Below are 12,666 nucleotides of genomic sequence, written 5' to 3'. Positions count from 1 at the left end.
TTGTAACCTTAATTCCGCGATATTCTCTGCTAAGTATTAATGCCGCTGCGAACGTATAGAGCCATTTATTCATTAAACCTTTGCATTAAATTAAATTCCAACAATATTATCCTCTTAGGTTTTGAGCTTAATCCCTTAGTGACTATAAGCCTTTTATTTTAGAATAACTATAAATTATCATTTTAAAATAATGAAAATCAAAATGTTGTAAACTGATAGGCTTATTTTTAAGTAAAATAGAAACCTTCGCGGAATCATTTTTGCATGATCAGTTCCATAATCACCAAAATATAACATTTATGAATACTAAAAGACTTTCCGCAAAAGTGGAAAAAGCACTTAGTGATCAGATGAATAAGGAAATTCATGCATCACACGTTTTTCTATCGTATGGAATTTGGGCCGATGATAAAGGGTATCAGGGAATTGCTAATTTTCTCTATCGTCATGCACAGGAAGAAAGAAACCATTCGATTAAATTTATGGAATATATTTTAAACAGAGGAGGAAAGCCTAAAGTAGATTCCATTCCGGCACCTCCAGCTGATCCTGAAAGTCTTACAGCCTGCTTTGATGGTGTTTTCAAACATGAAGTAGACAATACAACAGCTATTTATAAAATTGTAGACCTTTCTATGGCTGAAAAAGATTGGGCTACATGGAATTTTATGCAATGGTTTGTTCAGGAACAGATTGAAGAAGAAACATTAGCTCAGAACCTGATTGATAAATTGAAAATTGCAGGCGGTGACAGAGCTACAGATGAGTCTTTATTTACTTTAGATAAAACTTTACAGGAAGCTCCGAATGATGTACCACTGGCTCAGAGTGCCACAGGAGATAATCCATAAAAATCATTCATAAAGCGAAACTGTTTGAAAATCTGCCAGAATGCTGGCAGATTTTTTTATTATGAAACTCTCTTAAAATTCACTATCTTTGCACGCTGAAAGTTTAGGAATCGGAAATCAGAATGAAAAATTTTGAATCTTAATCCGCAAACTTTCAAACCTAAACCTTAAACTTTGAATTTTACAATATGAAATGTGGAATTGTAGGCCTGCCGAATGTAGGTAAATCAACACTTTTTAACTGTCTGAGCAACGCAAAAGCTCAATCAGCAAACTATCCTTTCTGTACTATTGAACCGAACCTGGGAACCGTTTCAGTGCCGGATCAGAGATTATTTGAATTGGAGAAAATCGTAAAGCCTGAGAGAGTTTTGCCAGCTGTAGTTGAGATCGTTGATATTGCAGGTCTTGTAAAAGGTGCCAGCAAAGGAGAAGGATTGGGGAACCAGTTCCTGGCAAATATTCGTGAGTGTGAAGCGATCATTCATGTTTTAAGATGTTTTGATAATGGAAATATCGTTCACGTAGAAGGTTCAGTAGATCCGTTAAGAGATAAAGAAATTATTGATATTGAGCTTCAACTGAAGGACCTTGAAACAGTAGGAAAAGCAGTTGAAAAAGCTAAAAAATTCATCAAATCCGGTAAGAAAGAAGATATCCTGACTTACGAAACGCTTCAAAATTTACAAAAATTCCTTGAAGATGGGAAAAATGCAAGAGAATTTGCAGTGGATGACTTTACGAAGTCTATCATTGGCGAAGTTCAGCTTTTAACCAATAAACCGGTGCTTTATGTTTGCAACGTGGATGAAAATTCTATCAAAAACGGAAACGAATGGATTGCTAAGATCGAAGAGATGGCTAAAAATGAAGGAGCAGAAGTTGTTGTATTAGCTGCCCAGATTGAAGCTGACATCAATGAACTTGAAACTTTCGAAGAAAGAGAAATTTTCCTTGATGAACTAGGACTTACAGAGCCGGGAGTAAACCGTTTGATCAGAAAAGCTTATGATCTTTTAAAACTTCAAACATATTTCACAGCTGGAGTAAAAGAAGTTAGAGCATGGACTATCGGACAGGGATGGACAGCCCCTCAGGCTGCTGGAGTAATCCACACCGACTTTGAAAAAGGATTCATCCGTGCAGAGGTAATCAAGTATAATGATTATATGACATACGGTTCAGAAGTAAAAGTAAAAGAAGCCGGAAAACTTTCCGTAGAAGGTAAAGAATATATCGTTCAGGATGGTGACATCATGCACTTTAGATTCAACGTATAAGAAAAAATATTAAAGTTAGTTTATAAAAAAACGCTTCCATAATTGTTTGGGAGCGTTTTTTGCTTTCATGAGAAAAACTGTACGATGAAAATCATTTACTTTACGATTATGGTCTTATTCTTTTCATGTTCGAAGCCTATTGAAGATAATTGTTTCGTAGATAAGATAAATACTGAAGATGTTGTCATTCTAAAAGATGAACCCCAAACTTATACACTAAAACAAATTCTTAAGGAAAAGCCTGGTTATCTTGAAATTATTGATCTGACGAAATATAGAGACTTTAAAACTGATAGAACAGAATTTCCTCTTCAGAAGCAGTATACTAGAGAAAAAGAAGGGACAACGGAGAATAGCTTGGCAATATGGGATAAACATTTTTCTGATCAACTCCTATGCTTTGCTAAACAAAAATCAGGAAATATATTGTACGGACTGGGACTTAATAGACTAGGATACTGGCTTCTTAAAGTAGAGAACAATAAACCCTTTGCGTATTTTTTAGGACTAAGCCCTAACCAATATTATTTCAATAAACTTCAGCAGCGGCCATTCATTCAAGGGGATTTTCTTCACATCGAAGGAAGTTTGGTAAAAGCTTTACAATCAGATGAGCGTATTGCTTATAAAGATTATTCAGTATTAGGCGATGGTAAATTGTTCAAAATTAAATTAAAAGATCTGATGCAGGATTCTGATCACGATGGTTATAACGATATTTTCGAGAATAGTTTTGGGCTAAACCCTCATAAGAAAGATACAGACGGTGATGGAATCAATGATTTTGAGGATAAAAACCCTATGTTTAAATCATCAGAGAACAAATTCACCCGGCTTTATGATCAACTGCTGTCTGACACTTTTGTAGGGGCTGCAAATTTGGATTATGAATTTCAGGTGTATAAAACTGATTGTGAATATTTTCATCAGGTTAATCCTGCTCAAAAGGTATTATTTATATCTGAAGACAAAAAGAAGCAGACTTATTATACCAGAGTAGCAGATATTATTGAAGAGACTATTTCTCCAATACAAAAAAATGAGAAGAATCCAAACAGTTTTTATATTTACAAAGTAGGAAGTTTCTATAAAAATGATTATTCTGCGGATTATGAAAATGGGAAGTGGGTGCTTAAAGTGGTTGGCGGATATGTTATTTAAAATAATCTGTAATTTCACCTATAAAAAACAAAAGCACTTCCAAATTCATGGAAGTGCTCAAATTATAAAAAATAACATGAGGTTCCTGTTTAATCCAATGGTGGATGGATAATGATTTGACACCTTCTTTCGAAGCATTTTGGGCCAATAGTTGTACAGAAACCTGTGGCCGGATCAATACACTGCAGTAATCCGCCTTTGATTGATCGTAATTCTTTTTTGTTCAGCTTTTTGCCGTTATTTAGGTTTTGATTTTTCATAATTTCTCTATTTTAAAAATGGGCGTACCATTGTTATTTGAGCGGAGTATAGGTAAATAGAAACAGGTTCTTTCATTACCTGTTGCCTATGGTTCTAGAACAGGTCTGCACTGTAATTCAGCACATCCCAACCCAAAAGCTCTGCATTGGCCGGTCATAGGATCTATACACTGTCTTAATCCACCAGTAATGCTTTTTAATTCTCTATTATTGAGTTTTTTTCCGTTGTTTAAGTTTTGATTTTTCATAATTTCGATTTTTTATAGTTTAGAGATTATCTTTTAAAATGGAAATGGAGGTTCAAGTACATATTTGCACTCTCTTTCTGCACATCTTATTCCCGTATCTATGCAGCGTCCCGTTTCACGATCAAGACACATCTGTAATCCTCCTTTGATGGACTTTAGCTCTTTACTGTTTAGTTTTTTTGCATTTTTCATAGTAATAATTTTAAGAAGTTTGATGATTATTCTATAGTGATAGGTGCAGGTCTGCATTCTTTTTGTCCGCAGACAGGAGAAATGATAGTACAGCCATTAGGATATGGAGATTCACATGGTTCATATGGAGTTGGACAAAGTACTGGCTCCATACAGTTAAGGAGTCCTCCTCTAATAGTAGTAAGTTCTTTTTTATTAAGTTTTTTACCGAATTGTGAAATTTGATTTTTCATAGTTCTGATTTTTAGTAGGTTAGTCCACACGAATGTAATAAAAATAATTCAATATATATCACGTTTTGTGGAAAAAATAACAATCATTTTGATAAAACATGATTAAATCGGTAATTGAGGCTTAATTAAGTTTTTTCAATAGGGTGAACTTTTCAACATATAAAAATGGACTTTTCAACAAATTCTATCTATATTTTAATAAAGAAATTTGCTTTATAAATACGTAAAGAAAATGGAAAAAAAAGAAACCGTTTTGGTAACCGGAGGTTCAGGATTTATTGCCTGCTATTGTATGATTACTTTGCTTAATAATGGGTATAAAGTTAAAGCCGCACTTCGCTCCCTTAAAAAAGCAGAATTGGTAAAAGAAATGCTTAAAGAGGGAGGAATAATTTCCTTAGAAGATGTATCCTTTACTGAAGCCGATTTACAAAATGAATTGAGCTGGGATAATGCAGCTGAGGGTTGCCAGTATGTTATCCACACGGCATCACCTACCCCGAATACAGATGCGAAAACAGAAGATGATTTTGTAATCCCTGCTAAAAACGGAGTACTCTTTGTACTGCGTGCTGCTAAGAAAGCTGGAGTGAAAAGAGTAGTATTAACCTCTGCTTTCGGAGCGGTAAGTTATGGTACCTTAAAGGATACCCCTTATACAGAAGAAGATTGGACAATAATTAATGATACAGTAGCTCCTTATCAGCGTTCTAAAACCATTTCTGAAAGAGCCGCATGGGATTTTATACAAAATGAAGGGGATGGAATGGAGTTATCAGTAGTAAATCCAACAACAGTGCTAGGTCCCATTCTGTCTAATGATTATGCCCATTCTATTCAAATTATAAAGCAGATGCTCAACGGAGAAATGAAAGGTTGTCCCAAGCTCATTACAGGATATGTGGATGTGCGGAATGTTGCAGATCTTCATTTTAGAGCTTTAACAATGCCTGAAGCGAATGGACAACGTTTTCTTGCCGTATCAGGAGAAGCGCTCTCTATGCTGGAAGTGGCTGAAATTCTCAGAAAGAATTTAGGCGATGCAGCAACGAAGGTTCCAAGAAAAGAATTACCTAACTGGATGATACGATTGATTGCCATTTTTAATCCCAAAATTAGAATGATTGTTCCTCATCTAGGTCTGGTAAAAAAAGCAAGCAGTGAAAAAGCAAAAAAAATATTAGGATGGCAGCCAGGAAGTGCAGAAGATGCTATATTGGCAACAGCAAAAAGCTTAATTAAATTTAATCAGATTTAAAATGAAAATAGTCATCACAGGAGCTACGGGATTGGTAGGTGAAGGCGTTCTGCTGGTCTGTCTGAGAAATCCGGCTGTAGAGGAAGTTCTGGTAATCGCTAGAAAACCACTGATTCATAAGCACGAGAAGTTGAAAGAATTGATTGTCAAAGATTTTTCTGAAATAGAAAATTATCCCACCGAGCTTAAAGGGTATGATGCCTGCTTTTTCTGTGCAGGAGCAAGCTCTGTTGGAGAAACTGAAGAAAGCTTTACAAAGAAAACATACGATTTTGTGATTCCATTTGCGGAAACATTATCTCAAATCGATACGAAATTGACTTTTATCTACATCTCAGGTAACCGTACTGACAGCACAGAAAAAGGAAAAGTAATGTGGGCAAGAGTAAAAGGAAAGACTGAAAATGCTTTGCTCAGGCTTCCCTTTCATGCAGTATATAATTTTCGGCCAGGCTTTATGAAGCCTGTAAAAGGACAAAAAAATGTTCGCTTTATTTATCGTATTTTTGATAGTCTGTCACCTTTATGGTATCTGTTTTTTCCAGGCTGGATTTGCAAAATGGAGGAAGTGGCTCTGGCAATGATTCACTGTACTTCAAAAGGATACAGTAAGTCGATTCTGGAAGTAGCAGACATTAAAACAGCAGCCCGATGAAGAAATTTTTTAAAATATTGAAAAGAGCAGCCATTGCTTTATTGTGTCTGTTTGCCATGATTATTTTCATTGTTTTTTTATATATGAAAAAACCACAGTTCGGAGCATTGCCTGAAGGTGAAAGATTGGAACTGATGAAAAAATCCTATCATTATAAAGATGGTAAATTCAGAAATCTTGAAGAAAAACCAACCATCACTGAAGGTTATAGTTTTCTTGGAGAAATATGGAGATCATTGATGAAAGAATACCCGGACACAGAGCCTTTAAAACTTTTACCATCAATAAAAACCGATCTGAAAGCTATTAATACAGCTAAAGATGTGATCGTTTGGTTTGGACATTCATCTTTCTTTTTGCAGCTGGATGGAGTGAAAATTTTAGTAGACCCGGTCTTTAGTGGAAAAGCATCTCCGCTGCCCTGGGGAGTAGAAGCATATAAAGGGAGTGATATTTATACAGTAGATGATATGCCTGAGATTGATTATATGTTGCTTTCTCATGATCATTATGACCATTTGGATTATGAAACGGTAAAAGCTCTTCAGTCAAAGGTTAAATATGTAATATGTGGATTGGGAGCAGGTGCTCATTATGAAAGATGGGGATATACCAGGCAGCAGATTATTGAAAAAGACTGGGGAGATAAGCTGGAAGTAAAACCAGGATTTGTAATCTATGCAGAAAGTACCCATCATGATGGAGGAAGAGGTTTTAAAAGTTCACAGGCTTTATGGCTGTCATTTTTTATTCAATCACCAGCCATGAATATTTACTATAGCGGAGACGGTGGTTATAGCGAACGTTTTAAAAAAATTGCTGAAAAATATCCAACTATAGATTGGGCAATTATGGAATGTGGACAATACAATAAAGCATGGCAGTCAGTACATGAACTTCCAGAAGAAGTCGCATTAGCTGCTACGGAACTGAAAGCAAGGAATATGCTCCCTGTACACCATTCCAAATTTACATTGGCCAGACATCCCTGGTATGAGCCATTAGAACGCATTTCAGAACTGTCCAGATCAAAACCCTATCGTTTGGCTACTCCTATGATTGGCGAAATGATTATTTTGAATGATGAGAAACAGCCATTTCAACAATGGTGGAAAAACATAAAATAAGCACAATGAAAATAACGGAAATCAAATCCTGTTTTATCGGTCCGGTCATTTCTCCGGAACAATTTATTGCGGAGCATTTCTTTTTGTTTCTGGCCAAAGGAACCATGAATGGTTATGATGGAAATAAACACTACACACTGAACCCCGGAGATAGCTGTATAGTACGAAAAAACCGTTTAGCACGATACAATAAGCAAAAAGACAATAATGAATTCGAAAAGGTGATTCTTATTTTTGATGAACAGTTTTTACAGAATTTTCAAAAAAAATACAGCCTGTCTTTTCAAAACCACCCATCAAAAGATGCGTTTGTTCCAATTAAAAAGGATCCACTAATCGATAGTTTTTTGCTATCATTAGAACCTTATTACTCTGATTCCGGAGAAATAAGCATTTCATTTTCAGATTTGAAAAGAGAAGAATTATTGCTTATTTTATTGCAGCTGCATCCGGAATTATCAGATATATTATTTGATTTTGGTATTCCTGGGCGCATGGATCTTGAAGAATTTATGCAGAGAAATTATAAGTTTAATGTGCATTTAGAAAGGTTTGCTTACCTTACAGGACGTAGTTTATCAGCTTTTAAAAGGGATTTCAAAAAAATATTCAACGAAACACCCAATCGATGGCTTATCAAAAGAAGATTACAGGAAGCCCGGTTTTTGATTGAAGAAAAGAAGCAGCGGCCCACAGATATTTATATTGATCTAGGCTTTGAAGATTTTTCACACTTTTCTTTTGCTTTTAAAAAAGAATTCGGAGTATCTGCAAGCAGTTTATAATTATTTAATATCTCACTGTTTCATAACTTTGTATATTTGAATTTTACAACTGATTGATTATGGAGAAAATAGCTCATGCCTCATTAGAAGATTTTTATAGAGAAATGACCGTTAAGCTGGGAAAAAGCCTTGAGGATATATTCCCCAAAGGACTCCATAAAGATATTGGACACTTTAATGTATTCGATATTGCTCAAACCCTTGAAAGAGTAAGGAGTACTTCCGAAATGCCCTATAACAGACGAAAATATTACAAGATTAGCTTGATTAGAGGGAAAAACAGAGCAGAATATGCCGATAAGACCATTACCATTGAAAAAAATGCATTGCTGTTTGCCACTCCCAAAGTTCCTTACCATTGGATTCCAGAGGATACTCGGCAATCAGGGAGTTTTTGTGTATTTACAGAGGACTTCTTTATGAAGGAAACGTCTTATAATACCTTAGAAAATCTGCCTATTTTTCAGCCGGGAGCGGTTCCTATATTTGAAATTGATCATGAATTGGCAGATGAAATAGAGGTCCTTTTTAAAAAAATAAAAAAGGAAATAGATTCAGATTATCTATTTAAGTATGATTTGATCAGGAATTATGTATGGGAGCTTATTCATTATGGACAAAAGCTGCAGCCTGCCACAAAAATTTCGGTTTCAAAAGATGCTTCTATGAGGGTGGTGTCTTTATTTATAGAATTGCTGGAAAGACAGTTTCCTATCGAATCAAGAGTGCAGCGATTGCAATTGAAAGCAGCCAATGATTATGCTGAAAGATTATCTGTGCATGTCAACTATCTCAATAAAAGATTAAAAGAAAATACCGGGAAAACCACGACTGAATTTATTGGTGATCGTATCATTCAGGAAGCAAAAATTCTTTTGAAGCAAACCCAATGGAATGTATCTGAAATTTCTTATGCTCTTGGTTTTGAAGAAATTGCCCATTTTTCAAACTTTTTTAAAAGAAAAACCACATTTACCCCTTTAGAATTTCGCTCCTGATTTGAATTTTGCAAATTTCGGATTGATTTAGGTAAACTCTTTCTGCTGTAAATGCCCCAACTTTGTATCACTAAAACAACCAAAAATATGGAAGCAAAAACAAAAATAGTATTGGTAACCGGAGGAAGCCGCGGATTAGGTAAAAACTCAGCCCTTAAAATTGCCCAAAAAGGACTGGATGTTATCATTACGTATAGAAGCAATAAAGAAGAAGCAGAAGCTGTAGTGGAAGAAATAAAAGCGATGGGCAGAAAAGGAACAGCTTTTCAGTTAGATACTAAAGATCGTAAAAGTTTTGATGCATTTGTGAAAAACGTTACTGATTACGTAAAAGAGACTACTGGAAATGCTGCTATTGATTACCTTGTCAATAATGCAGGAACCGCTTTATATGCTCCAATTACAGAAGTAACGGAAGAGCAGATGGATGATATGCTGGATATTCATTTCAAAGGAGTCTTTTTCTTAACTCAAAAACTATTGCCTTTCATTAACGACGGTGGAGGAATTATCAATATTTCTTCAGGATTGGCCAGATTTGCAACACCTGGTTCATCTGTATATGGCTCTATAAAAGCGGGCGTGGAAATGCTGACTAAATATATGGCCAAAGAATTGGGTTCCAGAAAAATAAAGGCCAATGTAATAGCGCCGGGTGCTATTGAAACCGATTTCGGAGGCGGGAGAGTAAGAGACAATAAAGAAATCAATGATATGGTAGCTGGTTCAACGGCTCTAGGAAGAGTAGGGCTTCCCGACGATATTGGTGGAGTGGTGGCATTTCTATGTACTGATGATGCAGGATGGATTAATGGGCAAAGGATTGAAGCTTCGGGAGGAATGTTTCTATAATGAAATTATATTTTGATTTTCAAGTTTTTGAAAAATAAAATAAGAAGAACCGGTAAAGTATGCCGGTTCTTTTTGTTTTATATAATTTTAATTGGATCATCGATTGGATCCACAGGGATGGGAGGTTGACATTCTTTTTCTCTGCATCCCGGCCCATAATAATGACAGCGGTCTCCGGAAATTTTACATCTTACGTCTCCTCCTCCTGTAATCATTTTTAGCTCTTTTTTGGCTAATCTCTTTCCTTTGTTTAAATTTTGATTGTTCATGTTCTCGCTTTTTAATGGTTATGAGTGAGACTTATGGTCTGCAAACTTCCTGAGCACAACGTGGAGAGAATTTGGTGCAGTAATCTCTCGGGTCGTTTGGTGTGCTAATTGGCGGACAATCCGGACCTGAACATGGAGTTCCCGGTTCCATACAATTGAGCATCCCTCCGGCAATGGTTTTTAATTCTCTTTTACTAAGTTGCTTTCCTTTTGATAAAATTTTTTTGTTCATAGTTCAAATTGTAATAAATAGGTTATTATTAAGGTCTGCATATTTTTTGTCCACAATAAGGAGAAATCATAGCACAGCCATTCTCATCCACATTTGAGTGACATGGCTCCATATGAGGCAGGCAAATTTCCTGAGCAGGCATACAATCTATAAGACCTCCTGCTATTGTTTTTAGTTCTTTTTTACTAAGCTTCTTGGCCTTTAGAGAAGTTTGTTTTTTCATAATAGTGATGTTATGGTTATTGTTGTGAAATTAGTTCCAAGGTTCTCGTGGTTGGTCCGGCTTACATTGATCTTCTGCACACTTCGGATGATATTGTCTGCATCTTAATGAAGGATCAAGACACATTAAAAGTCCTCCATTGATCGTTCGGAGCTGTTTTTTATCCAGTTTTTTTCCTTTTGATAATGATTTTCTTTTCATGATTCTGATTTTTAATAAGTTACGAATATATGAAAAGTTTTAATAGTAAATCACTGTTTTGAGAGAAAAATTAAATATGTTTTCTTCTTTATTCTTTAAAATGAAGCTATTATTGAGAATAAACTAAAAAATGTTTCTGTAATCTTATTGTTATATCTTTGAAAGATTCTCTAAAGCTCTTTCCAATGTTTCCTGTTTCTTGGCAAAACACAATCTGATCACATTTTCATTCAGTTTGTTTTTGTAAAATGAAGAAAACGGAACACTGGCTACCTTATGATTGATTGTCAGTTCACTGGCAAAATCGAAATCATTTTTATCTGAAATCTTAGCATATTTTACAGCCTGAAAGTAAGTTCCCTCGCAATCTAATAATTCAAAAGAAGTTCCGGAAAGTCCATTCCTCAGGAAATCTCTTTTCTCCTGAAAGAACTGGTTAAGATAGGTATAATGCTCGTCGTTTTTCATATACTCAGCCAAAGCAAGCTGGATAGGAGTATTCACACAAAAAACATTGAACTGATGTACCTTTCTGAATTCATCCATTAAAGCTTTGGGAGCAGCACAATATCCTACTTTCCAGCCCGTAACATGGAAAAGTTTTCCAAATGAAGCCACAAGAAGACTTCTTTCTTTAAGTTCAGGATATTTACAGATGCTTAAATGCTGCTTACCGTCAAAAACAATATTTTCATACACTTCATCACTTAAAATAAGAATCGAAGTGCCTTTTACCAATTGAATCAATTCATTAATATCTTCCTCTTTTAAAATCTTTCCAGATGGATTGTTCGGATTGTTAAGAATAATCATTTTGGTTTGATCACTGATCAGGCTTTTTACAGCAGTCCAGTCGATTTGATAATCTGGAGCTTTCATTTCAAATCGTTTTACAATACCTCCGAAAAGTTCTACCGTAGGCTCATAACAGTCATATGCAGGTTCAAAAATAATTACTTCATCATCCTTTTTGATAAAAGTGGCAATAGCAGTAAAAATGGCTTGGGTTCCGCCCGCAGTAACCGTAATTTCTGAATCAGGATGATAAGAACTCTGGTGGCTGTTCTCAATTTTTCTTGCAATTTCTTCCTTTAAGCCAATCATTCCTCCCAAAGGTGCATATTGATTAAAACCTTTTTTCACAAAGAGATCCACATTGTTTAATAACTCGGAATCCGGCATGAAATCAGGAAATCCCTGAGAAAGGTTAATCGCTTCATTTTCATTGGCAAGCTGCGTCATTTGGCTGAAAATAGTAGTTCCCACATTGGAAAGTTTCGATAAAGGAAGTTGTATCATAAAAAACAGATTTTGTTGATACCGAATTTAATGAATTATTTAGAACGTGACTCATTTAAATATTTTTTATGGATTCATTTTTAGGTTGGAGAACGAAAAGGTGCCAGGAGCTATCAGACAAACTGTTTGTAAGGTAGAAGAAAACCAAAGATTCTTTATCAAGGATAATATATAAAATCCTCTCATTACAATATTCTATGTGCCTATTGTGGTAAAAAAAATCTAACCACAATAGATTTCTATGTTAATAAGCAAGTATTATAAGTTTTTTTTATTGATAAAAATTCTTCTTTTGGAAAAAATGGCTGTTTTCGTTTGATTACGGCCATTATTCGATGTACTAATTTGTTTCTTATAGCATTAAGAACACTCATTTTATTTTTACCCTCTTCTACTTTTCTCAGAAAATAGGTTTTTAATTCCTTGTCTGCTCGTATACTTGCCATGGCAGATAAATGAAGCAGCTTTTTGAGTTTTTGATTCGCCATTTTCGATACACGTTCTTTTTTTACGATGGTTCCTGATTGATTTTTGAACGGAAC

At 35.2% G+C, this 12,666-nt stretch carries 19 protein-coding genes; 9 read left to right on the top strand and 10 right to left on the bottom strand.

The genetic code is table 11. From position 1 onward, the window contains the following. The first annotated feature begins 299 nt into the window (after positions 1-299). From AC3HD6_RS18625 to AC3HD6_RS18615, 3 genes are all read left to right on the top strand, one after another. The gene (locus AC3HD6_RS18625) at positions 300-851 is read left to right on the top strand and encodes a ferritin (protein ID WP_488897695.1); all 552 of its coding nucleotides are present in this window, start codon (positions 300-302) and stop codon (positions 849-851) included. 188 nt (positions 852-1,039) lie between these two features. Further along, positions 1,040-2,131 carry a redox-regulated ATPase YchF gene (gene ychF, locus AC3HD6_RS18620; protein ID WP_488897694.1) on the top strand — a complete coding sequence of 364 codons (1,092 nt, stop codon included), beginning with the start codon at positions 1,040-1,042 and terminating at the stop codon, positions 2,129-2,131. 84 nt (positions 2,132-2,215) lie between these two features. Next, a complete protein-coding gene (locus AC3HD6_RS18615) occupies positions 2,216-3,292 on the top strand; it encodes a hypothetical protein (protein ID WP_488897693.1) in 1,077 nt (358 codons plus the stop codon). An 89-nt stretch (positions 3,293-3,381) separates the two neighbouring features. Here the strand turns inward: AC3HD6_RS18615 and AC3HD6_RS18610 are convergent, their stop codons facing one another. From AC3HD6_RS18610 to AC3HD6_RS18595, 4 genes are all read right to left on the bottom strand, one after another. After that, entirely contained in the window at positions 3,382-3,552 is a 171-nt protein-coding gene (locus AC3HD6_RS18610; protein ID WP_347218292.1) for a hypothetical protein, read from the bottom strand. 86 nt (positions 3,553-3,638) lie between these two features. Continuing rightward, entirely contained in the window at positions 3,639-3,800 is a 162-nt protein-coding gene (locus AC3HD6_RS18605; protein ID WP_488897692.1) for a ComC/BlpC family leader-containing pheromone/bacteriocin, read from the bottom strand. Positions 3,801-3,833: 33 nt separating this feature from the next. Beyond that, on the bottom strand, positions 3,834-4,049 hold the full coding sequence (locus AC3HD6_RS18600) for a hypothetical protein (protein WP_488897691.1): 216 nt from the start codon (positions 4,047-4,049) through the stop codon (positions 3,834-3,836). Further along, entirely contained in the window at positions 4,019-4,225 is a 207-nt protein-coding gene (locus AC3HD6_RS18595; protein ID WP_488897690.1) for a hypothetical protein, read from the bottom strand. The genes AC3HD6_RS18600 and AC3HD6_RS18595 overlap by 31 nt, the downstream gene beginning before the upstream one ends. A gap of 232 nt (positions 4,226-4,457) precedes the next feature. Here AC3HD6_RS18595 and AC3HD6_RS18590 point away from each other — a divergent pair, with 232 nt between their 5' ends. The 6 genes from AC3HD6_RS18590 to AC3HD6_RS18565 all read left to right on the top strand — a co-directional run bounded on the left by AC3HD6_RS18590 (position 4,458) and on the right by AC3HD6_RS18565 (position 9,900). Continuing rightward, entirely contained in the window at positions 4,458-5,483 is a 1,026-nt protein-coding gene (locus AC3HD6_RS18590) for an SDR family oxidoreductase (RefSeq protein WP_488897689.1), read from the top strand. A 1-nt stretch (position 5,484) separates the two neighbouring features. After that, positions 5,485-6,138, top strand: coding sequence for an NAD-dependent epimerase/dehydratase family protein (locus AC3HD6_RS18585; RefSeq protein ID WP_488897688.1), 654 nt, complete (start codon positions 5,485-5,487; stop codon positions 6,136-6,138). Continuing rightward, on the top strand, positions 6,135-7,265 hold the full coding sequence (locus AC3HD6_RS18580; RefSeq protein WP_488897687.1) for an MBL fold metallo-hydrolase: 1,131 nt from the start codon (positions 6,135-6,137) through the stop codon (positions 7,263-7,265). Before AC3HD6_RS18585 ends, AC3HD6_RS18580 begins: the two co-directional genes overlap by 4 nt. Before the next feature lie 5 nt (positions 7,266-7,270). Continuing rightward, on the top strand, positions 7,271-8,050 hold the full coding sequence (locus tag AC3HD6_RS18575; RefSeq protein WP_488897686.1) for a helix-turn-helix domain-containing protein: 780 nt from the start codon (positions 7,271-7,273) through the stop codon (positions 8,048-8,050). Positions 8,051-8,109: 59 nt separating this feature from the next. Next, positions 8,110-9,048 (top strand): helix-turn-helix domain-containing protein, encoded by a 939-nt coding sequence (locus AC3HD6_RS18570; RefSeq protein WP_488897685.1) that lies wholly within the window; start codon positions 8,110-8,112, stop codon positions 9,046-9,048. An 87-nt stretch (positions 9,049-9,135) separates the two neighbouring features. Further along, on the top strand, positions 9,136-9,900 hold the full coding sequence (locus tag AC3HD6_RS18565; RefSeq protein ID WP_488897684.1) for an SDR family NAD(P)-dependent oxidoreductase: 765 nt from the start codon (positions 9,136-9,138) through the stop codon (positions 9,898-9,900). Between the two features lie 77 nt (positions 9,901-9,977). Here the strand turns inward: AC3HD6_RS18565 and AC3HD6_RS18560 are convergent, their stop codons facing one another. The 6 genes from AC3HD6_RS18560 to AC3HD6_RS18535 form a co-directional block, all read right to left on the bottom strand. Then, positions 9,978-10,169, bottom strand: coding sequence for a hypothetical protein (locus AC3HD6_RS18560; RefSeq protein WP_488897683.1), 192 nt, complete (start codon positions 10,167-10,169; stop codon positions 9,978-9,980). A 31-nt stretch (positions 10,170-10,200) separates the two neighbouring features. Beyond that, positions 10,201-10,401, bottom strand: coding sequence for a hypothetical protein (locus tag AC3HD6_RS18555; protein ID WP_488897682.1), 201 nt, complete (start codon positions 10,399-10,401; stop codon positions 10,201-10,203). A gap of 28 nt (positions 10,402-10,429) precedes the next feature. After that, a complete protein-coding gene (locus AC3HD6_RS18550; protein WP_488897681.1) occupies positions 10,430-10,624 on the bottom strand; it encodes a bacteriocin in 195 nt (64 codons plus the stop codon). A gap of 30 nt (positions 10,625-10,654) precedes the next feature. Continuing rightward, positions 10,655-10,825 (bottom strand): hypothetical protein, encoded by a 171-nt coding sequence (locus AC3HD6_RS18545; RefSeq protein WP_488897680.1) that lies wholly within the window; start codon positions 10,823-10,825, stop codon positions 10,655-10,657. Positions 10,826-10,975: 150 nt separating this feature from the next. After that, positions 10,976-12,124: a methionine aminotransferase gene (locus AC3HD6_RS18540; RefSeq protein ID WP_488897679.1), complete on the bottom strand. Its 1,149-nt coding sequence runs from the start codon at positions 12,122-12,124 to the stop codon at positions 10,976-10,978. A 239-nt stretch (positions 12,125-12,363) separates the two neighbouring features. Next, on the bottom strand, positions 12,364-12,666 hold a 303-nt coding region (locus AC3HD6_RS18535), incomplete at its 5' end, for a transposase (protein WP_488897678.1).

This window comes from Chryseobacterium sp. II3a (assembly GCF_057815135.1).
The sequence above is the reverse complement of the archived record's forward strand: the minus strand, read 5'-3'. Positions and strand labels throughout refer to the sequence as shown.

Bases quoted from the DNA above. Each gene is read 5' to 3' on its own strand.
- AC3HD6_RS18625 (WP_488897695.1), top strand. From the start codon at position 300: ATGAATACTAAAAGACTTTCCGCAAAAGTGGAAAAAGCACTTAGTGAT.
- ychF (WP_488897694.1), top strand. From the start codon at position 1,040: ATGAAATGTGGAATTGTAGGCCTGCCGAATGTAGGTAAATCAACACTT.
- AC3HD6_RS18615 (WP_488897693.1), top strand. From the start codon at position 2,216: ATGAAAATCATTTACTTTACGATTATGGTCTTATTCTTTTCATGTTCG.
- AC3HD6_RS18610 (WP_347218292.1), bottom strand. From the start codon at position 3,552: ATGAAAAATCAAAACCTAAATAACGGCAAAAAGCTGAACAAAAAAGAA.
- AC3HD6_RS18605 (WP_488897692.1), bottom strand. From the start codon at position 3,800: ATGAAAAATCAAAACTTAAACAACGGAAAAAAACTCAATAATAGAGAA.
- AC3HD6_RS18600 (WP_488897691.1), bottom strand. From the start codon at position 4,049: ATGCAGACCTGCACCTATCACTATAGAATAATCATCAAACTTCTTAAA.
- AC3HD6_RS18595 (WP_488897690.1), bottom strand. From the start codon at position 4,225: ATGAAAAATCAAATTTCACAATTCGGTAAAAAACTTAATAAAAAAGAA.
- AC3HD6_RS18590 (WP_488897689.1), top strand. From the start codon at position 4,458: ATGGAAAAAAAAGAAACCGTTTTGGTAACCGGAGGTTCAGGATTTATT.
- AC3HD6_RS18585 (WP_488897688.1), top strand. From the start codon at position 5,485: ATGAAAATAGTCATCACAGGAGCTACGGGATTGGTAGGTGAAGGCGTT.
- AC3HD6_RS18580 (WP_488897687.1), top strand. From the start codon at position 6,135: ATGAAGAAATTTTTTAAAATATTGAAAAGAGCAGCCATTGCTTTATTG.
- AC3HD6_RS18575 (WP_488897686.1), top strand. From the start codon at position 7,271: ATGAAAATAACGGAAATCAAATCCTGTTTTATCGGTCCGGTCATTTCT.
- AC3HD6_RS18570 (WP_488897685.1), top strand. From the start codon at position 8,110: ATGGAGAAAATAGCTCATGCCTCATTAGAAGATTTTTATAGAGAAATG.
- AC3HD6_RS18565 (WP_488897684.1), top strand. From the start codon at position 9,136: ATGGAAGCAAAAACAAAAATAGTATTGGTAACCGGAGGAAGCCGCGGA.
- AC3HD6_RS18560 (WP_488897683.1), bottom strand. From the start codon at position 10,169: ATGAACAATCAAAATTTAAACAAAGGAAAGAGATTAGCCAAAAAAGAG.
- AC3HD6_RS18555 (WP_488897682.1), bottom strand. From the start codon at position 10,401: ATGAACAAAAAAATTTTATCAAAAGGAAAGCAACTTAGTAAAAGAGAA.
- AC3HD6_RS18550 (WP_488897681.1), bottom strand. From the start codon at position 10,624: ATGAAAAAACAAACTTCTCTAAAGGCCAAGAAGCTTAGTAAAAAAGAA.
- AC3HD6_RS18545 (WP_488897680.1), bottom strand. From the start codon at position 10,825: ATGAAAAGAAAATCATTATCAAAAGGAAAAAAACTGGATAAAAAACAG.
- AC3HD6_RS18540 (WP_488897679.1), bottom strand. From the start codon at position 12,124: ATGATACAACTTCCTTTATCGAAACTTTCCAATGTGGGAACTACTATT.